Genomic DNA, 18,740 nt, shown 5'->3' with positions numbered 1-18,740 from the left:
GCTGGTCCAGTCTCCCGCCACCTTGTACGGCACAGCGTGTCGGGGCGGACTCGACCTCATCGCCGCGGCACGCATCCATGGCTGTCCCCAGGGGCCTTCCACCCCCATGCGCCTTCCACCCCATGAACTCAGCGCAGGAGCAGAACTCATGCCATACAAAGACAAGGGCCATCTGGCGATCGAGGACCGCGGGTCCGTCCTGGTCGTCCGGGTCGACGGCGGCCCGCACCAGGAGTTCGGCCTCGACATCGCCCAGCAGCTGGAAAAGCTGGTGACCCGAGCCGACCGTGATCCGAACGTCCGTGCCGTCGTCTTCACCGGGGCACATCCCGAGCGATTCGTCAGCCATGCCGCGGTCCGGTGGCTGCAGGAAGGTGGCGCCAGCAGCCCCACGGTCGGCCGGCGCGGTGCCGCCGCCGTCGTACGCATGGCGAAGCACGTGGACCGGTCCCGTCTCCTCGGAGCCGTGCTGCGCAGGACCCCGATGCGGGGGGCCCTCCAGCTGGAGCGTCTGCACTCGACCTTCCTCCGGATGAACCGCAGTGGCGTCCTCTTCGTGGCCGCCCTCAACGGTTCGGCTCTGGGGCTCGGCGCGGAGTTCGCCTGGGCGTGCGATCTGCGGGTCATGGCGGACGGGGACTTCTTCATCGGCCAGCCGGAGATCCTCCTCGGCATCATCCCGGGGGGAGGCGGCACCCAGCGGCTGACCCGCCTGATCGGCACCCACCGGTCCCTGGCCGCGATTCTCGAAGGCAAGCCGTTCACGCCCGCGGAGGCCCTCGCCAACGGGGCGGTGGACACGGTCGTCGCGCAGGACAAGGTGGTCGCACAGGCGGTCGAACTCGCTGAGCACTTCGGAAAGCGGTCGAAGGCCACGGTCGAGGCCGCCAAGAGGGCGGTGTACTTCGGCGGCTCCCTGTCGCTGGAGGAGGGCCTGCATGTCGAACGCGCCGAGTTCTTCGCCAGGATCTTGTCGAAGGAAAGTCAGGAACTCATGCAGGACTACATGGAGACGACGGACGGCACCGGCGAACTCCCGCTCTACACACCCGGCACCTACGCGCGGTCCCTCGCGTCGGGCAGCGTGCCGGGCCGTCGCCCGACGGACGGGCGGTGAGCCGACGATGACCACCGCGCAGTCCTTCACCCGTCGCGACATCACGTTCCCTTCCGGCGACAGCACCTGTGCCGGTTGGCTCTACCTCCCCACGGGCGTCACGTCTGCGCCCGTCGTCATCCTCGGACACGGTCTCGGCGCCGTGCGCGAGATGCGCCTGGACGCCTTCGCCGAGCGCTTCGCACAGGCCGGAATCGCCGCAGTGGCCTTCACCTACCGGCACTTCGGCGACAGCGGAGGCCACCCTCGCCAGCTCCTGTCGATCAAGCGTCAGCTCACCGACTGGGACGCCGCCATCGCCTACGTCAAGGCCCGCACGGACGTCGACCGAACCCGCATCGCCGTATGGGGCAGCTCGTTCGGCGGCGGCCACGCCATCACCGTCGCCTCACGCCACCCCGAACTGCGCGCGGCCGTGGCGCAGTGCCCCTTCACCGACGGTCTCGCCTCGGCGCTCGCGCTGGGGCCCGCCGCCTCGCTCAAGGTCCTCCCCGTGGTAGCCCGCGATCTGGCTGCCAGAGGTCGCGGAAAGCCGCCGGTGATGGTTCCGATCGCCGCCGCGCCCGGCTCGTCGGCTCTCATGAACGCCCCGGACGCCCTGCCCGGATACCTGGCACTGCAGCCGCCCGGGACGACGTTCCGGAACGAGGTGGCGGCACGGGTGATCCCGACCATCGCCGCCTACCGGCCCGGGCGTGCGGCGAGGAAGGTCACCATGCCGATCCTCTTCTGCGTCAGCAACACCGACTCCGTCACGCCCCCCGCCCAGACCCTTAGGTACGCGGACACCGCGCCCCGGGGAGAGATCAAGAGGTACGACGCCGGCCACTTCGACTTCTACACCGGCGAGACCTTCGAGGAACTGGTACGCGACCAGACCGAGTTCCTCACCCGCCAACTCCACCCGGCGCCCGTCGCACCGACTCCCTGACCTGCCCGCCGAACGGACCGCATCACACCGAGACAGGTACACCTCGCCATGAATGTCGCTTCTCTGCCCGACCGCCGCGCCGAGCTCGACCCCCACGGAGCCGCGGTCTCCGACCGACACCAGTCCCTCACCAACACGCAGCTGCTCAGCCGGATCCGAACGGCAGCGCGTCAGCTCCAGGACCGCGGAATCGGTCCCGGGGACGTCGTCGCCCTCAAGCTGACGAATCGCGTCGAGTTCGTCGTACTGCTGTTCGCCGCCTGGCGGCTCGGCGCCACCATCACACCGGTCAACCCGAGCATGACCGACGTCGAAGTGGTGCGACAGCTCCAGGACTCCGGTGCGTGCCTGCTGGTGGTCGAGGACGGCGCGGCCGTGGCGGCGCACGGTGTTGCCGTACTCGCCGTCGGCGGACTGCACGAAGGAGCGGTGGAGCCGGATCAAGCACCGCTTCTGGACCCGGCCACGCTGGCCCTGCTCATCTACACCAGCGGTACGACCGGGGTACCCAAAGGCGTGATGCTCGACCACGCCAACATCGACGCCATGGTGGAGATGGGGCGCCGGGCGCTGGAGTTGGGGCCGGCGGACCGCTGTCTGCTGATCCTGCCGCTCTTCCACGTCAACGGCATCGTGGTCAGCGTCCTGACGCCGCTGCTCGCCGGAGCCAGTGTCGTCATCGCGGGCCGCCGCTTCGATCCCCGCAGCTTCTTCGACCTCGTCGAACAGGAGCGCCCCACCTTCTTCAGTGCCGTGCCCACGATCTACAGCATGCTCGCGGCGCTCCCGGACGACGTTCAACCCGACACATCGTCCCTGCGGTTCGCGGTCTGCGGCGCCGCACCCGCCTCCGCCGAGCTGCTGGCCCGCTTCGAGGCACGGTACGGATTTCCACTGGTCGAGGGATACGGCCTGTCCGAGGGAACCTGCGGCTCCACCATCAACCCCGTCGGCGGCCCTCGACGCGCCGGAACCGTGGGGCTTCCCTTCCCCGGCCAGGAGATCCGGATCATCGACGCCGACGGCAGCGAGGTGGCGCCGGGCACGGACGGTGAAGTCATCATGAGGGGCCCCAACGTCATGCGTGGCTATCTCGGCCGTCCGGACGAAACCGCCAGAGTCGTAGTCGACGGCTGGTTGCACACAGGGGATGTGGGCCACCTCGACGCCGAGGGCTATCTGACCCTGGTCGGGCGCTCGAAAGACATGATCATCCGCGGTGGGGAGAACATCTACCCCAAGGAAATCGAGGACGTGCTGACAGGCGACCCATCGGTACTCGAGGCCGCGGTGATCGGCGTACCCGACGAAAAGTGGGGAGAGGCGGTCGTCGCCTACGTCCAGCCGTCACCGGGCGCAAGCGTCGATCCGACGGCACTGAACGCACTTTGTGCACGCAGCCTCACCGGCTACAAGCGCCCGACCGCGTTCTTCGTGGTGGAAGTCCTCCCAAAGAACGCGGTCGGCAAGATCGACAAAGCCTCATTGCGTGCCGATCACGCCGCCCTCCCTGCCCGGCCCTGATCAACCCGGATGACTTTGTGGGCTGCCTCGGCTGACGGCGCGCAGCCCGCCAGTCCGGGGCGAGTCCAGTTCCCGAGGCGACCCACAGCATCGGAAGTCCGCGCACGCCCAACTCGCGCGGACACGATGGGATGCTCGGCCGGGCGTGACCGATCAGCTGTTCCGCCGCCCGGATGACCTTCTCCTCGCGGGGTTGTGGCGCGTAACCCGGCGCGGCACGACATGGCACCTCTCCGCCACCGGCACGCAGATCTCCCAGATCGCGACCATGCTCGGCTACCGGAATTCAATCGCAGTGCATCGGCCTTCGGGCCGGTGGTGAAGCGATTCTGATGGTCGCGACGGGGAGCGTCGCGGATTCGTATCCGGCCGAGCCGGACACCGCAGTTCTTTGCCTGCGGCGCGGAGCACCGGGGGCCTGGTCCCCGCCGAGCTGGGCGGTGCTCACCCGGGCCGGTTGTGCCGTTCGATGTACTGCCGGAGCACGGAGAACGGGGCGCCGCCGACGGTTTGGCGAAGGAGGTCCCGGACCAGAGCTTGTTGGGCGCGCCAGGAGTGGCGCACCGGGTCGGGGAACTCTCCCCCAGCCTCCGGCCGGAAGGTGCCCCCAGGCGGCGGGAGGAGACACCCTTGAGGGAGTTGACCAGCTTGGGTCACGGCGGCCTTGGGCGGGAAGTTCACCAGCAGGTGGACGGGGTTGTCCGCACCGTTGAACTCCACCAGGCCGCACTCGAAGTCCGGGCACACCGGCCGCATCATCTCCTCCATCCGCCTCAAGTAGACACCGGTCAACACCTTGTGCCGAACTTTGGTAACGAAGACCCAGTGCACATGCATCACGACAGTGCCGATTAGTTCTGATCTTCTGCATCTCAACCCATAACCCACGTATGTAGGGTGACGGTCATGCAGCTCAGGTACGGCTTCCGCCTGTACCCGGACACCGGCCAGCAGACCGCGTTGGCGAAAGCGTTCGGGTGCGCCCGCAGGCCGGGCAGCCGTTCCCCAAGGCCGCACAGCTGTCCACCCGCCTGATCACCGAGGCCAAGCGGACAGCCGAGCGGTCCTGGCTGGGCGAGGTCTCCGCGGTCGTCCTGCAGCAGTCCCTGCGGGACGCCGACCTCGACCGACTCCTGGCGTCGTTCGACACGGACCACGGCGATCACGACACCGCGCGCGGCGCCCTCGTCGACTTCTACCTGTCGGCCGAGCACCGTGACCAGCCCGGCACCGGTTGTCCCACCGCGGGATTCGCAGGGGACATGGCTCGCGAGCCCACGGCTGGGGAGGTGCGCGAAACGTACGCAGCCGGGGTCGAGGAATTCGCCGCGTGGATGTCCACCGACGCCGCCGACGGCCTTCCCGTCGTGGCCACTCTGATCGGCGCGATCCTGCTGGCCCGGGCCACGGCGGGCACCGAACGATCCTGGAGTCGACCCACAAAGCCCTGACCGCACCACACGGGCCTTGACCTGGAATCCTGGACATCAGCCATGCGGCTGGGGCCCAACGCCGCGTGGTTAAGGGGCTGTTGGGCTCGTCACGGGGGGGTCCATGCGCCGGCAAGGACGTACTTCCCGTAACCGATCTTGCGGAGCCCCGCCGCTGCCGCCGTCCTGGCGTCGGGCCACGACTGTGCGAGGCGGTCGACCGAGCCGTCCTCGCGGAGCCTGCTGGCACCACGAGCATCGCCACCGATGCCTCAGCCGCGCTGGCACTGATCGCCCAGGACGCCGTCGAGCTGCTCCTGTCGGCCGAGATCCGGCGGGTACGTGTCTGCGGCGCGCACAGGTGCGCCCTGTGCTTCCTGGACCGCTCCCCCGCCCACAACCGCCGCTGGTACTGCATGTCCCGCTGCGGCAACCGCACGAAGGTCCGCCTCCACCAGGCCCGGGCCAGACGCAGCGAGCACACCTCGGCAGACTGAGCCCACCACGAGCCCCCGGCGCAACCGCACTCAGTCACTCGGCGGGCCTCATCCGAAATGCCGGGCCGGGGATGCTCTCGACGTCTTCCGCCTGCACGGCGTGGCCCCGTTCACAGCGGATCTGGGCGTCGACGTGCGCACCGCATCCACGGTGCCGTGCCAGCATGGCCGGGCCCTCCGGGTCGGCGCGGTAACGGTCACCCCACTGCAGGAGGCCCATCACAGCCGGGACCAGGTCCATGCCCTTGGGCGTGATCACGTACTTCGGCCGGCTCCGCGAGCCCGGCTCCCTGTAGGCCTCGGTGGCCAGGATCCCTTCCTCCACCAGCATCTTGAGCCGCGCCGCGAGGAGGTTGCGAGGACAACCCAGGACGCGTTCGAACTCACTGAAACGGGACGAGCCGTACCAGACCTCGCGCAGGATCAGGATCGTCCACTTCTCCCCCACGACCTCAAGGGTCCGGGCGATCGAGCAGTTCGAAATGTCCCGGTCCAGACGGGGGTCCTTGCCGGCGTCCTGAAGAGTTTCGGTCCTCGCATCCATGCAGCGATACTAACCTCTCCTGAGTTTACTTTTCTATACCCAGCAAGTAGCGTCATGACCAGCAGCTCTCCCCGCCGCACGCGAGAAACGGGCGCGCAGGGGACCTGCCCGAAGAATCACATCGACCACCGAAACACGCACACAGAAAGGCGGCCGACATGAAGGCCTTCGTCGTCGAGAAGTACGGCAAGGACGGCGCGCGCGCCACGGAGGTGCCCGAGCCCGCCGTCGGGGACCGGGACGTCCTGGTCAGAGTGAGCGCCGCCAGCATCAACCCGCTGGACAAGATGGTCCGCAACGGGGAGTTCAAGCAGCTCCTGAAGTACAAGACCCCATTCGTGCTCGGTCACGACGTGGCCGGCGTCGTGACTCGGGTCGGCTCCGCCGTACACGGTCTCGAAGTCGGCGACGAGGTCTACGCCCGCCCGCGCGACCTGCGGATCGGAGGCTTCGCGGAGTTCATCGCGATGGACATGGACGATGTCGCACCCAAGCCGGCCTCCCTCACCCTCGAAGAGGCAGCCGCAGTGCCGCTGGTGGCCCTGGCCGCCTGGCAGATCCTCGTCGACCGTGCCCACGTGAAGCCGGGCCAGAAGGTGCTCATCCACGCCGGTGCCGGCGGCCTCGGCTCGACGGTCATCCAGCTCGCCAAGCACCTCGGCGCCACCGTGGCGACGACCACGAACACCGACACCGAGAAGCTGGTCAGGAGCCTCGGTGCCGACATCGTCGTCGACTACACCAAGGAGGACTTCTCGCAGGTGCTGTCCGGCTACGACCTGGTGCTGGACTCCCTGGGCGGGGCGAACCTCGAGAAGTCGCTGACCGTGCTGAAGCCCGGCGGCCTGGCCATCAGTGTCGTCGGCCCGCCGGACGCCGCCTTCGCCAAGCAACTCGGCGCCCCCTCCTTCCTGGGCCTGGTCATGAACACGCTCAGCCGCAAGATCCGCAAGCAGGCCAAGGCGCTGGGCGTGCGCTACCAGTTCTTCTTCATGCAGGCCAACGGCTCCCAGCTGCGCAAGCTCGGCGCCCTCTACGACAGCGGGAAGCTCCGCCCGGTCGTCGACAGCACCTTCCCGTTCGACCGGACACTCGAGGCGATGGCGCACGTCGAGCAGGGCCGCACCAAGGCCGGCAAGGTCGTGGTCTCGATGGCGCCCGGCAACGACTGAGACGCGGCCGGCCACAGACCCTCCGTTCCGGCGCGGTCACCGGAGGGGGCGATACATCGCGAAGAGCCGCAGCTGTGGACGTTCGGTGCCATTTCGCACGCCGTATGCTCGCGGCACAGCACACCGCGCGGCTCCAGACGGCCGCGCAGACTGTGCCCGGCCGTGCCAAACAATCCGGCAGACCTTTCCCGGTTACCACTCGGTCCAGAACGCGGCAACCGCGACGAACGGTCGCATGCTATCGCCGTGGTCGACGAGATCGGACGCGGCCAGACACGCTTGCACCGACGGCGTACCGGCTGTCGTGGACAGCATCCGCCCGCATGGCTCCCGAGGGTCCGCTCGCGGTAAGCGCGAGGGCGCTCCGGATTCCTCCCGGCCCCGTCGAACGTCTGCCGCGGCAGTCTGCGGGGCCCGGCGCTCTCTCTCGTTGACGCGCGCGCCCCTCTTGCACGACCGGCCCCTTGCGCAAGGCAATGTCCTGCTCACGGCAGACATGCTCAGGACGGCAGCGTCCGTCCGCCGTGCGACGCATGTTGCCAGTGGGGAGTGCGGTCCTTGTCGACCAGAGCCGCGCGGACGCCCTCCAGGAAGTCGGGCGTGCGGATGGTCGTGCGGGTGAGGGCGAGTTCGGAGTTGAGGCACTCGCGCAACGTGTGCTGCCTGCCCCGGGACAGCAGGGCGTGAGTGATCTCCAGGCTCTGCGGCGAGGCGGACTCCAGAGCGAGCAACGCAGCTGCTGCCCAGGGGGTGTCGAGGTGGCGCAGGCGTTTCTCGATCTCGCCGAGGGTCGGCGCGCCGAACGCCCAGTCCACGTCCCCGCGTACCTCCGCCAGCCTGCTCTCCGCCACCGGGGAACGGCCGGCGAGGCGGTTCAGGATGACGTCCACCGGGTCGTCGGGGTTGTCGGCCAGGGCGTCCCCGACCGCGTCGAGCCCGCCCGCGGGAACGAAGTGCGTGGCCAGCCCCGTGTACAGGGCATCGGCGGCGTCGATCCGGTGCCCGGTCAATCCCAGGTACATGCCGATCGCGCCGGGCAGCCTCGGCAGGAAGTAGCTGGCCCCGACGTCCGGGAAGAACCCGATCCCGGTCTCGGGCATCGCCAGCACCGCGCGCTCGGTGACGACGCGGAAGCCGCCGTGGACGGACAGACCGAGACCGCCGCCCATGCACACTCCGTCGATGAGCGACACGATCGGCACGGGATACTCGGCGATCCGGGCGTTGAGCCGGTACTCGGAGGCGAAGAACCGCTCACTGGCCTCGGCATCCCCCGCGAGGCTGTGCTCGCGGATCGTGCGGATGTCTCCGCCGGCGCAGAACGCCTTCGTGCTGGTGCTGGCGATCACCACGGCGGACAGCGGTGTGTGCTCCCACGCGGCGAGCACACGGTCGATGGCGGCGACCATGCCTGTGGTCAGGGCGTTGAGTGCCTTGGGCCGGTTCAGCAGGATGCGGCCGACGCCCCGGTGGACGTCGGCGAGGATCTCGGCCGCAGTGGTGTCAGTCATGGTCGTCATCTCGTCGTCCGTATGAACCTGGCTGTCGCGGCCATCACGTTCCTCACTCGCCGGGTGTCAGGCGTAGATCTGCGCGTAGAGGTCCTGGATCTCGTCCGCGGTGGGTACGACGGGGTTGTTGGCGGGGGATCCGGACGCGAGCGCCTGCTCGGCCATGAGGGGCGACAGGCGGAACCAGTCGTCCTTGTCGATGCCGTGGGCTTGGGGGTGGGCACCTCAAGATCCTTGCACAGGGCGCGGAGCGCCTCCACGAGTCGGTCGGCGGCCATGGCGTCGCTGTCGCCGTCGGTGGCGGCTCCGAGTGCGCGGGCGCAGTCGGCGTACCGGCTCTCGGCAGCGGGCACGGAGAACGCGGTCACCGCGGGGAAGAGCATCGCGTTCGACAGACCGTGGGCGACATGGAAGTGAGCGCCGATCGGACGGCTCATGCCGTGCACGAGCGCCACGCTGGAGTTGGAGAAGACGATACCGGCCTGGGTGGCGGCGGGCATCATCGCCTCGCGCGCCTCGGTGTCTGCCCCGTATGCGTAGACGCGCCGGAGGTGCTGGCCGATGGCCCGGATCGCGTTCAGGGCGAGGCTGTCGGAGAACGGATTGGACTTGCGGCTCACGTATGCCTCGACGGCATGGGTGAGCGCGTCGATGCCGGTGTCGGCGGTCAGCCGGGACGGCATCGACAGGGTCAGTTCGAAGTCGACGACGGCGGCGACCGGCAGGAACGCCGGCCCCGAACAGAGCATCTTCTCGTCCGTGGCGCTGTCGGTGATGATGGTGAACTGGGTGGCTTCCGAGCCGCTGCCCGCGGTCGTCGGGACCGCGATCACCGGAAGCGCCGGGCCGAGGTTGGTGTGCGGGGCCTTGTAGTCCCGCATCCGGCCGCCCTGGACGCCCAGCAGGCCGAGGGCCTTGGCGGTGTCCACCGGGCTGCCGCCGCCGAACCCGATCACCGAGTCCGCCCCGTGTTCCCGCAGCACGGTCAGGCCCGCGCCGAGCGAGTCGGTCGTCGGATCCGGGACGGTGCCGACGAACAGGCGTGGCCGCGCTCCGGCATCCCCGAGCGTCGCCATCAGTCGTTCCGCCGCACCGGTGCCGGCGAGGAAGGCGTCCGTCACCAGCAGCGGGCGGCGCAGGCCCAGCTCTGCCACGACGTCACCCAGCTCGCCCACGGCACCGCCGCCGACGCGCAGGATCCTCGGGAGGGAAAGGCTGGAGATCATGGCGGCCCTTTCGGCAGGAACGGCGGGGCCGGTGGCGCCCGCTGCCCTGACTGTGGGGCCCCGCGCCGAGTGCGAACAACGACCAATAGCACACAGCCGCTGTGCAGAAATGCAGATACGGTCGGGCCGTGCACCCCGGTTCCCCGGACGAGAACCCCCCTCCGCGGCCGCTCGGCTCTCGCTCCGTCGACCCGCGCAAACTCCGCGCGGACGATCTGCGCTACCTGCTCGCGGTGTCCCGTACCGGCCGTCTGGTGACAGCCGCCGATTCTCTCGCCTATTGCGAGCTGTTGTTTCCAATGTCAATCGAGCTCGGTTCATCTGCCGTTCCAGTTCTCGGATCCGTCGTCATCCACCTCGCCGGCGGGCAGCACGTCGCGTCGTTCCTGGAAGCGTCAGCCAGTTCATGGTCGCCAAGAACACCGTGATCACGGTGATGGACCTGCTCCTCCTGAGCGCCAGCGTTCTGGGCCACGGACTTTCCGGCCTCGGCCGCTGAACTTCAGTGCTAGCTGTCGGCAGGGGTGAAGAGTTCCAGCAGTTGCCGCACGGGGCTGTGCCACGAGATCCGCGACGAGGACGTCGCCCGGCTGTCCCCGCTCAAGCACAGGAACCTCAACTGCCTGGGCCGCTACGGCTTCACCGCCTCCCAGCCGGTCAAGGGGCTGCGGCCCCTGCGCGACCCGGACGCCGCCGACCTCGACGATGACGACGACGACGGCCAGGAGGAGTGAGCGCCGCATCCGCCGCCCCAAGGCGGGTCGTTGTACGTCGGGAAGACCACCGCCGACCGGCGGGGCCGCAGAAGAGGGGCACCGAGATGAGCGTGACCGATCCGTACGACGAGCTGAAGCAGCACCTGAGCGAGGCCAAGGAGCGGTTCGCCGCCGACCGCGAGGGCGCGACGATGACCGTCCTCAGGACGACGGGATCTACCGGCACCTGACCTTCGCCTTCCCCAAGGCGTCCTAGAGCTGGTGCGAGGTCGTCACCTGGCCGAACATGCTCGTCCGGCGGGGCGACCTGGGCTGCGGTGCTCCGAGCTTCCTGAGCACCGGCAGCCTCGCCGTCTGTCGTCAACCTGTATCGGGGCATGCCTGCCCAGGGCCGCGATCGCTCTTGAGGGCTCGTATGCCACCTCAGACGCGGGGCTGAGCCTCCAGGAATCGGTGGAGGGATGCCGCCATGCTCGCCACGAACGCGTCACGGGTCCGGTCGGAGACCAGGTCCAGGGACAGGTACGGGTTGAGGTCCTCCAGTTCCACGAGGAGCAGCTCGCCTTCCCGGGTGCGGCAGGCGTCCACGCGCTGGATGCCGTGGTTGAGGGTGTTCCAGTCGATGAAGTGCCGAGCAAAGGCCAGGTCGGTGTCGGTGGGCTCGTAGGGCTCAAGGACCCAGCGCCGCTCAGGGTCGGGGGCGTGAAGGGCGTACTGGAAGGTGTCGTCGACGTAGTAGAAGGACACTTCGTAGCGGAAGTCGATGCGCGGCTGGACCAGGATGTCGCCGTAGGCGAGGTCGCTCAGCTGCTCTCGGGGCAGGAAGGTCAGGCCGATGGAGTCCGCGCCCGCTTTCGGCTTGACCGCGTACTGGGCGGCCTCGGGCAGCAGGTGCAGGTCCTCGGGCCGGTCGATGGTGGGGATGACCGGGTATCCGGCGGCGGTCAGGTCCAGCAGGTACTGCTTGCCGGCCATGTCGCCTCGGCCGGACAGCGGATTGTAGACCCGGATGTCACGGGCCACGGCCTGCTCCCGGAAGGCGTCGTGCTCCTTCTGGTAATGCAGCACGGGCCCGCTGTTACGGACCACCACCACGTCGAAGGCGTCCATCAGCGCGGCGGCATCCAGCGGGTGGCACAGGGCGATGTCGAAGGCGTTGCGCAGTCGGGAGGTCAGGAAGATGTCCTCGTCGCAGTAGCGCCGCCCCCGGGCTTGGTAGGCGAGATCGGTCACGAACAGAACTCTGCGGCGGTCGGTCATCGTGCAATCTCCCAGGGAGGTGGTGCAACGCATCGTGCCTGGTGAGGCAGACGGCTGGTGGTCAGAAGGGTGGCTTGAGGGTCAGCGCTTGCGGCGCTGGACGACGTAGGCGTACTGGTCCGGCCAGGTCGGCTCGGCATCGAGTGCGAGGGCGGCGTGCTGGGCCCAGTAGGGGTTGCGGAGCAGTTCGCGGCCGAGGAAGACGGCGTCGGCCTGGCCGGAGGCGATGACGTCCTCGGCCTGCTGCGGCTCGGTGATGATGCCGACGGCGGCGGTGGGGATACCGGCCTGGTTGCGTGTCTGGGCGGCGAAGGGGACCTGGTAGTTCGGCCCGGCGACGATCTTCGCGTCGCGGACCATGCCGCCGGTCGAGACGTCGAGCAGGTCGACGCCGTGAGCGGTCAGTTCCTTGGCGAGGCGGACGGTGTCCTCACCGGTCCAGCCCTCGCGGGTGTCCTCGCGGTTCTCGGTCAGCCAGTCGGTCGCCGAGGTGCGGAAGAAGACCGGCAGCTCGGCGGGCCACACGGCGCGCACCGCGTCGACGACCTCCAGAGCGAAGCGGATCCGGTTCTCGAAGCTGCCGCCGTAGGCGTCGGTGCGGTGGTTGGAGACCGGGGAGAGGAAGGAGTTGATGAGGTAGCCGTGGGCGCCGTGCACCTCGGCTACCTGGAAGCCGGCGGCCAGGGCGCGCTTGGCGGAGTCGGCGAAGTCGGCTACGAGCTGCTGGATCTCGGCCACGGTCAGCTCGTGCGGGACGGGCAGGCCGTCGTACGCGACCGCGCTGGGCGCCACCGTCTGCCAGCCGCCCTCGCTCCGGGGCACGTACCGGTCGGACAGCCAGGGCTTGTCGACGGAAGCCTTGCGGCCGGCGTGGGCGAGCTGGATGGCGGGGACGGCGCCGTACGCCTTGATGGCCTGGGTGATCCTGGCGAACGCCTCCTGCTGATGGTCGTTCCACAGGCCCAGGTCCCAGGGGCTGATCCGTCCGTCGGGGCGGACCCCGGTGGCCTCGGCCATGACCAGGCCCGTGCCACCGGCGGCGCGTGAGGCCAGGTGGGTGAGGTGGAAGTCGGTCGGCGCGCCGGTCTCCAGGCCGGTGGGGGCGGCGGAGTACATGCACATCGGCGACATCCACACCCGGTTGGGTATCTGGAGGGAGCGCAGCTTGAGGGGGGTGAACAGAGTGCTCACGGTGTTTCTCTTTCAGGTGGGGCATCGCAGGCCGGGACAACGCCGTCGATGAGGAGATGAGGGGAGAGGCGGAACGGCAGTTCAGTTCAGTGGGCGGCGTGGGCCGCCACGGCATCCGCGATAGGGGTGGCGCCGCCGATGACCTCGACGGTCCGGCCGGTCAGCCGCGGTTCGTCGAGCAGTGCCAGCAGGACGGCGGCGACATCGGCCCGGGAGATGGGGCCCGGACCGGTCCGCTCGGCGAGCGTGACCCGGCCGGTGCCGGGGGTGTAGTTGACCAGACCGGGGCGGACGATCGTCGCCCGGAGCGCGGACCGGGACCGCATCGCGTTCTCGGCCGCGAGCTTGGCCCGCAGATAGGTACGGAAGACCGGGTCGAGGCTCTCGTCGTCGACGGCCCGCAGATCGGCGCCCATTGGCGGAGAGCAGCAGACAGCGTCCGACACCGGCGCTCTCGGCGGCGTTCGCCAGCAGGATCGCCGCGCCGCGGTCCACGCTGTCCTTACGGCCCACCGAACTCCCGGGAACCGCCCCGGCGGCGAACACCACCGCGTCGGCACCCGTCAGATGCCGGGCGACCTCGTCGCCGGTGGCCTTCTCCAGATCCACGAGCCGGGCCTGGGCCCCGGCCTCCTCCAACACCTCGGCCTGGGCCGGGTTGCGGATGAGGCCGGTGACCGCATCGCCGCGCCGGGACAGCAGCTGTTCCAGGAGAAGGGCGACCTTGCCGTGCCCTCCGGCGATCACGACCTTCATGATCAGGCCGGCAGACGGGTGTCGAGGACGAAGTTGACCTCGATGAGCTGGCCCGGGAAGAACAGCGACGCGACGCCGATGGTGGAGCTGGTGGGGCGGTGGTCACCGAAGTAGGCCAGGTTCGCCGCGGCCATCGCCATGTTGTACCGCGGCAGGTCCACGATGAACTGGGTCTCGGAGACGACCTGGTTGCGGGTGGCGCCGTAGTGGGCGAGCACCTTCTCGAAGTTGGCGTAGGACTGCTTCAGCTGGGCGTCGAAGTCGCCCGGGTAGAGAAAGTTGCCCTGCTCGTCGTGCGAGAGCTGCCCGGAGACGTAGATCGTGTCGCCGACCTTGATGGCCTGGGCGAAACCGAACTCCTTCTCACCGGAGACGTCGTGGCTGTAGGAATCGATGGCGGTCATGGTGCTTGTCCTTGCTGAGGGTGCTGCGGTTGAGGTGCGGGTGTGAGCTCAGGCGGCCGCGAGGCGGGTGACGGCGTCCGCGACGGGGGTGTCACCGGAGGTGAGCTCGACGATCACGCGGCTGAGGGCCGGAGCGTGCAGGGCAGCGTCGAGGAACGCGGCGACGTCGTCGCGGTGCACGTCGCCGTACTCGACGGCAGGACCGGCGGTGACCCGGCCGGAGCCGGGGGTGTCCAGAAGGGTTCCGGGACGGACGATCAGCCAGTCCAGATCGGTGCGCGTCAGATAGACGTCTGCGGTCTTCTTGACCTTGATGTAGTGCTCGAAGCCCTCACTACGTGTCCCGTCGCGCAGCGCGTCGGGGAACACCGAGACGAGCACGAACCGCGCCACCCCGGCCAGCACGGCCGCATCGGCAGCCTTTTGAAGGCCACGGCCGTCGATCAGGGTCGTCTTGTCCTGACCGGTGCCGTGTGCGCCGGCCGAGAAGACCACGGCGTCATGGCCGCGCATCTTCTTGGCCAGGTCGTCGACCGAGTCGGCGATGAGATCACCGATGACGGGAGTCCCGCCGGCCGCCCGTACGGTCTCGCCCTGAGCGGGCCCGCGGTGCATGCCGGTCACGAAGTCACCGCGTGCGGTGAGGAGTGGGGTGAGGCGGCGGCCGACTCCTCCGGCGGCGCCGATCTGGAACACCTTCATGAGCTCGTCCCGTCTTTCGCGTGTGGGGGTGGGTGGTGTGGGCCGCCGGTCAGGCGGCGAACACCTGGGAGTCGTCGGCGAACGCCTTGAACTCCAGCGCGTTGCCGGCCGGGTCGAGGAGGAACATCGTCCACTGCTCGCCCTTCTGGCCCGCGAAACGCACGTAGGGCTCGATGACGAACTCGATGCCCGCCGCCTGCAGCCGCTCGGCAAGCTGCTGGAAGGCCGGGATCGTCAGGACCAGACCGAAGTGCGGCACGGGTACGTCGTGGCCGTCGACCGGGTTGTGTATGCGCTGGGCGCGCCCCGGTGCGAGGTGCGTGACGAACTGGTGGCCGTGCAGATTCCAGTCCACCCACGTGTCCGCACTGCGGCCCTGCTCCAGGCCCAGGACGTCGCCGTAGAAGCGGCGCGCGGCAGCCAGGTCGTCGACCGGCACGGCCAGATGGAAGCGAGGGATCGGGGAGTCGAGAACGGTCATGGCACTGCCCTTCCACCGGGGAGCGGCGCTGCCCGTGGGCCAACCCGCTCAACTTGTCCTAATGTTTACATCACGACAACATACGAATGTTAACATTAGGACATCAGTGGAGGAGGTGCAATTCGGGCATGAGTGATCAGGGCAAGGTGGCCCCCGCCCGCCGCCGAGGTCTGGCCGACGAGGTTGCGGACCGCATCCGCGAGGCCATCTTCAACGGGGCCTACGCCCCGGGCGAGCAGCTGCGCGAGGTGGAGCTGTCCGGCCAGATGGACGTCAGCCGCGGCCCGGTGCGCGAGGCGCTGCGGCTGCTGGAGCGCGAGGGCCTGGTGCACTGTGCGTGGCACCGGGGCACGACGGTGACGACGCTGTCCGCCGAGGACGTGGCTGAGCTCGACAGCCTGCGCGGCGCGCTGGAGGACCTCGCCGTACGGCAGGTGATCGCCCACGCCTCGGACGAGGACCTCGCGTCCATCGCGAAGACGGCCGACATGATGGAGCGCGCCGGGGATGCGCACGAGATGGTGCGCCTGGACATCGCCTTCCACGACGCGGTGTTCGCCGCCGCAGGACACCAGCGCCTCGCCGACGCCTGGGACGGCATACGGTGCCAGGTCCACCTGTTCCTGCTGACCCGGATCAGCCGCAGCACCGCCGGCTACCTCGACCGCATCCCGCGCGAGCACCACGGACTCGTCACCGCACTGCGCGCCCGGGACACCAACACCGCCCTCGACCTCTTCGCAGCACACCGTCGCCACGCCGTCGACATAGTCGCCGGAACCACTGCCTGAGTGTCGGCAGACGATCGAATGACGGCAGGCGGCCCGGGCGTCCTGGTTGAACTCGCCCAATACACGTCGTTCGCGTTCACCGCGCACCTTCTCGAGGCCGGCATCGACGCCTCGATCGGCACCGTCGGCGACGCCCTGGACAACGCGCTCATGGAATCCCAGATCGGCCTCTACAAAACGGAACTGATCAAGCCCCGCAGGCCCTGGCACGGCCTCGCCGACGTCGAACTCGCCACCGCAGAATGGGTCGACTGGTTCAACAACCAACGGCTCCACACCGCGATTGGAGACATCCCGCCCCACGAGCACGAAACCAACTACTACGCTCATCACCAGCCCTAACCGGCGGCTGGAGTCAACGCATAGGGCCTCCACCGATCCCGGAGCGGTTCAAGTTGAGGTACAGGAAATCCCGGTGAGATTGATCTGCACACCGGCGAGCCGCGATTGTGAGCCGCAGGCGTCGGTCTGGCCGCCTCCACGGCCAGCACCCGCACGGACAAGCCGCTGCTGACGTTCAAGCAGATCGCCGTGGTGGTCGCGTGGACCGTGGACGCATGAGTGACGCAGCCACGGCGCCGACTACGACGCTCCTCACAGGGTCAGCGCGGTTCGCGCCAGTCCGCGGAGCCAGGCGTGGGCGTGATCGGTGTCGTAGCGCTGATGCCATGACAGGTATATCGGTGCCGACGGCAGTTCGAGCGGGAGGGGGAGCACGACCAGGCCGAGGTCGGCGACCGCTGATCGCGTGGTGGCTTCGGGGACGCTGATCAGGATGTCGGAGCCGCGCGCGAACTCCAGAGCGGCCCCTTCCGTGGGCGCGGTCGCCACCACACGGCGGGTGAGGCCGAGCCGGGCGAGGGCGTCGTCGATGGCGTTGGTGAGGTTTCCACGTCGCGAGACGGTGACGTGTTCAGCGTCGGCGTACTGCTGTGCGGTGAGGGTCCTGACGCGGGTGAGGGGGTGCCCCTGCCTCGCGACGACGACGAGGCGGGTCTCGCCCACGTTCTCGGCACGGATGTCCGGTGCGCTCGGGCGGTTGGAGTTCGCCTCCAGGTCGACCTCGCCGCGCCGCAATTCGGGGGTGTCGATGCTCGATTCCGCGACGAAGCGCAGTCGCACGCCCGGCGCCTGTCCGCGCACGGCCGCGAGCAGTGCGGGGCCGCTCATGGCGACGAGGGAATCGTGCCAGCGGAGTGTGAACGTGCGCTCGAGCGTTGCCAGATCGAGTTCACGGCTCGGTGCCAGCACCCCCTGGACCTGGTGCAGCAGCTCGTGCACCTGTTCCCGGACGGCGATCGCATACGGCGTCGGGGTCATCGTGCGGCCGGTGCGCACGAGGATCTGATCCCCGGTCGTGCGCCGGATCCGGCCCAGACTCCGGCTCATCGCGGGGGCGGTGACGTGCAGGCGCGCCGCCGCCCCGGCCACACTGCCCTCCTCCAGCAGCGCGTCGAGCGCGGCGAGCAGGTTCAAATCCAATTGCATATGAGTAATTCTAACCGTGCCTGACATGCATTTGAAGTTAATCGCCGGGCTGCCTACCGTTGAGGCGCAAGCGCAAGAAGTAACGCGCAGTTCGGCCCTCGACCGGCCTCAGCACCCCTCCTCAGACGGGAATACCGCCATGTCCGAAACGCTCCAGACCACCGACGTCGCCGCCTCCGACGCCGACCTGCTCGCCCAGACCGCGATCGCCGTGCGTGAGGCGGGTTCGGCGCTGCGCGAGCGCTTCGGCGAGGTGGTCCGCTACCAGAGCCGCGAAGAGCTGATGCGCGCGCTGGCCGTCAACGACGACGCGGCTCTCGACATCCTGCGTCCCCGTCTCACGAGCCTGCGTCCGCAGGCCGGCTGGGTGGAGGACGAACTGGACGGCGGGGCGCTGCCGGCCGGCGAGTGGTGGGTCGTGGATCCGGCCGAGGGCAACGTCAACCACCTGCACGCCCTGCCGGAGTGGGCGGTGACCGCCACCCTCGTGCGGGAGAACCAGCCGGTGCTCACCGCAGTGCACCTGCCGTTGACCGGCGAGACCTACACCGCGCTCACCGGCGCGGGCGCCCACCTCGACGGCCGGCCGCTGCACGTCTCCCAGACCGCCGACCTCGGCCTGAGCATCGTGGCCACCAGCCAGGCCCGGCCGGACGAGGACGAAAAGGTCGTGCGGCGGGTCGGCTCCTCGATCACCGCGATGCTCTTCGACGCGCTCGTCGTCCGCGTCGCCGTGCCCGCGACCCTGCACCTGCTGAACGTAGCCGCCGGCCGGATCGACGCCTTCTGGCAGTTCGCCGGCGCCCGCGCGGACCTGCTTCCCGGAGCGCTGCTCGTCACCGAGGCCGGCGGACGGATCTCCGACGCCGAGGGCCGCCCCTGGACCCCCCCAGAGCCAGAGCTTTGTGGCCGCCGCGCCGGGCGTCCACGCCGAGGCCGTGTCCACGCTCTCGCGCTGACCGCGCACTACAACCCGCACGCCCACGGAAGGACCAGATC

18 protein-coding genes and 5 pseudogenes are annotated in these 18,740 nt (G+C 69.2%); 12 read left to right on the top strand and 11 right to left on the bottom strand.

Going from position 1 to position 18,740, the window contains the following annotated elements:
• Positions 1-148: 148 nt before the first annotated feature.
• From ACFZDK_RS45975 to ACFZDK_RS45960, 4 genes are all read left to right on the top strand, one after another.
• Positions 149-1,117: an enoyl-CoA hydratase-related protein gene (locus ACFZDK_RS45975; protein WP_390982494.1), complete on the top strand. Its 969-nt coding sequence runs from the start codon at positions 149-151 to the stop codon at positions 1,115-1,117.
• A 7-nt stretch (positions 1,118-1,124) separates the two neighbouring features.
• Positions 1,125-2,048, top strand: a complete 924-nt coding sequence (locus ACFZDK_RS45970; RefSeq protein ID WP_390982491.1) for an alpha/beta fold hydrolase — start codon at positions 1,125-1,127, stop codon at positions 2,046-2,048.
• A 48-nt stretch (positions 2,049-2,096) separates the two neighbouring features.
• Positions 2,097-3,572 carry an AMP-binding protein gene (locus ACFZDK_RS45965; protein ID WP_390982487.1) on the top strand — a complete coding sequence of 492 codons (1,476 nt, stop codon included), beginning with the start codon at positions 2,097-2,099 and terminating at the stop codon, positions 3,570-3,572.
• A 145-nt stretch (positions 3,573-3,717) separates the two neighbouring features.
• Positions 3,718-3,894 carry a hypothetical protein gene (locus ACFZDK_RS45960; RefSeq protein WP_390982484.1) on the top strand — a complete coding sequence of 59 codons (177 nt, stop codon included), beginning with the start codon at positions 3,718-3,720 and terminating at the stop codon, positions 3,892-3,894.
• 122 nt (positions 3,895-4,016) lie between these two features.
• Here the strand turns inward: ACFZDK_RS45960 and tnpA are convergent.
• Positions 4,017-4,409, bottom strand: a pseudogene (gene tnpA, locus ACFZDK_RS45955) (IS200/IS605 family transposase).
• Positions 4,410-4,478: 69 nt separating this feature from the next.
• Here tnpA and ACFZDK_RS45950 point away from each other — a divergent pair.
• A pseudogene (locus ACFZDK_RS45950) lies at positions 4,479-4,693 on the top strand (helix-turn-helix domain-containing protein); the annotation flags it as partial.
• Positions 4,694-5,088: 395 nt separating this feature from the next.
• Complete coding sequence (locus ACFZDK_RS45945) at positions 5,089-5,499, top strand: CGNR zinc finger domain-containing protein (RefSeq protein WP_390982482.1); 411 nt, start codon at positions 5,089-5,091, stop codon at positions 5,497-5,499.
• A 34-nt stretch (positions 5,500-5,533) separates the two neighbouring features.
• Here ACFZDK_RS45945 and ACFZDK_RS45940 read toward each other — a convergent pair whose 3' ends face one another.
• Complete coding sequence (locus ACFZDK_RS45940; RefSeq protein ID WP_390982479.1) at positions 5,534-6,043, bottom strand: winged helix-turn-helix transcriptional regulator; 510 nt, start codon at positions 6,041-6,043, stop codon at positions 5,534-5,536.
• 158 nt (positions 6,044-6,201) lie between these two features.
• Here ACFZDK_RS45940 and ACFZDK_RS45935 point away from each other — a divergent pair, with 158 nt between their 5' ends.
• On the top strand, positions 6,202-7,215 hold the full coding sequence (locus tag ACFZDK_RS45935; protein ID WP_390982476.1) for a zinc-binding dehydrogenase: 1,014 nt from the start codon (positions 6,202-6,204) through the stop codon (positions 7,213-7,215).
• Between the two features lie 500 nt (positions 7,216-7,715).
• On the opposite strand, the gene ACFZDK_RS45930 is transcribed toward ACFZDK_RS45935, so the two are convergent.
• Both ACFZDK_RS45930 and ACFZDK_RS45925 read right to left on the bottom strand, forming a co-directional pair.
• Positions 7,716-8,726, bottom strand: coding sequence for a 3-hydroxyisobutyryl-CoA hydrolase (locus tag ACFZDK_RS45930; protein WP_390982473.1), 1,011 nt, complete (start codon positions 8,724-8,726; stop codon positions 7,716-7,718).
• A 5-nt stretch (positions 8,727-8,731) separates the two neighbouring features.
• Positions 8,732-9,952 (bottom strand): iron-containing alcohol dehydrogenase, encoded by a 1,221-nt coding sequence (locus ACFZDK_RS45925; protein WP_390982470.1) that lies wholly within the window; start codon positions 9,950-9,952, stop codon positions 8,732-8,734.
• Between the two features lie 524 nt (positions 9,953-10,476).
• Between ACFZDK_RS45925 and ACFZDK_RS45920 the strand changes: the two genes are divergently transcribed.
• Both ACFZDK_RS45920 and ACFZDK_RS45915 read left to right on the top strand, forming a co-directional pair.
• Complete coding sequence (locus ACFZDK_RS45920) at positions 10,477-10,686, top strand: hypothetical protein (RefSeq protein WP_390982604.1); 210 nt, start codon at positions 10,477-10,479, stop codon at positions 10,684-10,686.
• An 86-nt stretch (positions 10,687-10,772) separates the two neighbouring features.
• Complete coding sequence (locus tag ACFZDK_RS45915; RefSeq protein WP_390982467.1) at positions 10,773-10,898, top strand: hypothetical protein; 126 nt, start codon at positions 10,773-10,775, stop codon at positions 10,896-10,898.
• Positions 10,899-11,091: 193 nt separating this feature from the next.
• Here ACFZDK_RS45915 and ACFZDK_RS45910 read toward each other — a convergent pair whose 3' ends face one another.
• The 6 genes and pseudogenes from ACFZDK_RS45910 to ACFZDK_RS45885 all read right to left on the bottom strand — a co-directional run bounded on the left by ACFZDK_RS45910 (position 11,092) and on the right by ACFZDK_RS45885 (position 15,462).
• The gene (locus tag ACFZDK_RS45910; RefSeq protein WP_390982464.1) at positions 11,092-11,928 is read right to left on the bottom strand and encodes a hypothetical protein; all 837 of its coding nucleotides are present in this window, start codon (positions 11,926-11,928) and stop codon (positions 11,092-11,094) included.
• Between the two features lie 81 nt (positions 11,929-12,009).
• The gene (locus ACFZDK_RS45905) at positions 12,010-13,119 is read right to left on the bottom strand and encodes a tRNA-dihydrouridine synthase (RefSeq protein WP_390982462.1); all 1,110 of its coding nucleotides are present in this window, start codon (positions 13,117-13,119) and stop codon (positions 12,010-12,012) included.
• 86 nt (positions 13,120-13,205) lie between these two features.
• A pseudogene (locus tag ACFZDK_RS45900) lies at positions 13,206-13,875 on the bottom strand (SDR family oxidoreductase).
• A 2-nt stretch (positions 13,876-13,877) separates the two neighbouring features.
• Positions 13,878-14,279, bottom strand: coding sequence for a RidA family protein (locus tag ACFZDK_RS45895; RefSeq protein WP_086766085.1), 402 nt, complete (start codon positions 14,277-14,279; stop codon positions 13,878-13,880).
• Positions 14,280-14,327: 48 nt separating this feature from the next.
• The gene (locus ACFZDK_RS45890) at positions 14,328-14,981 is read right to left on the bottom strand and encodes an NAD(P)H-binding protein (RefSeq protein ID WP_390982460.1); all 654 of its coding nucleotides are present in this window, start codon (positions 14,979-14,981) and stop codon (positions 14,328-14,330) included.
• Between the two features lie 49 nt (positions 14,982-15,030).
• A complete protein-coding gene (locus tag ACFZDK_RS45885) occupies positions 15,031-15,462 on the bottom strand; it encodes a VOC family protein (RefSeq protein ID WP_390982457.1) in 432 nt (143 codons plus the stop codon).
• A gap of 128 nt (positions 15,463-15,590) precedes the next feature.
• On the opposite strand from ACFZDK_RS45885, the gene ACFZDK_RS45880 reads away from it, so the two are divergent.
• Positions 15,591-16,253, top strand: a complete 663-nt coding sequence (locus ACFZDK_RS45880; RefSeq protein WP_390982454.1) for an FCD domain-containing protein — start codon at positions 15,591-15,593, stop codon at positions 16,251-16,253.
• Positions 16,254-16,307: 54 nt separating this feature from the next.
• Positions 16,308-16,595: pseudogene (locus ACFZDK_RS45875) on the top strand (integrase core domain-containing protein); the annotation flags it as partial.
• A gap of 252 nt (positions 16,596-16,847) precedes the next feature.
• On the opposite strand, the gene ACFZDK_RS45870 reads toward ACFZDK_RS45875, so the two are convergent.
• A complete protein-coding gene (locus tag ACFZDK_RS45870) occupies positions 16,848-17,741 on the bottom strand; it encodes a LysR substrate-binding domain-containing protein (RefSeq protein ID WP_390982452.1) in 894 nt (297 codons plus the stop codon).
• Positions 17,742-17,880: 139 nt separating this feature from the next.
• Here ACFZDK_RS45870 and ACFZDK_RS45865 point away from each other — a divergent pair.
• Positions 17,881-18,700: pseudogene (locus ACFZDK_RS45865) on the top strand (3'(2'),5'-bisphosphate nucleotidase CysQ).
• Positions 18,701-18,740 lie beyond the last annotated feature (40 nt).

This window comes from Streptomyces sp. NPDC007901 (genome assembly GCF_042959465.1).
Taxonomy (GTDB): Bacteria; Actinomycetota; Actinomycetes; order Streptomycetales; family Streptomycetaceae; genus Streptomyces.
This window is presented reverse-complemented; position numbering and strand designations above follow the sequence as displayed.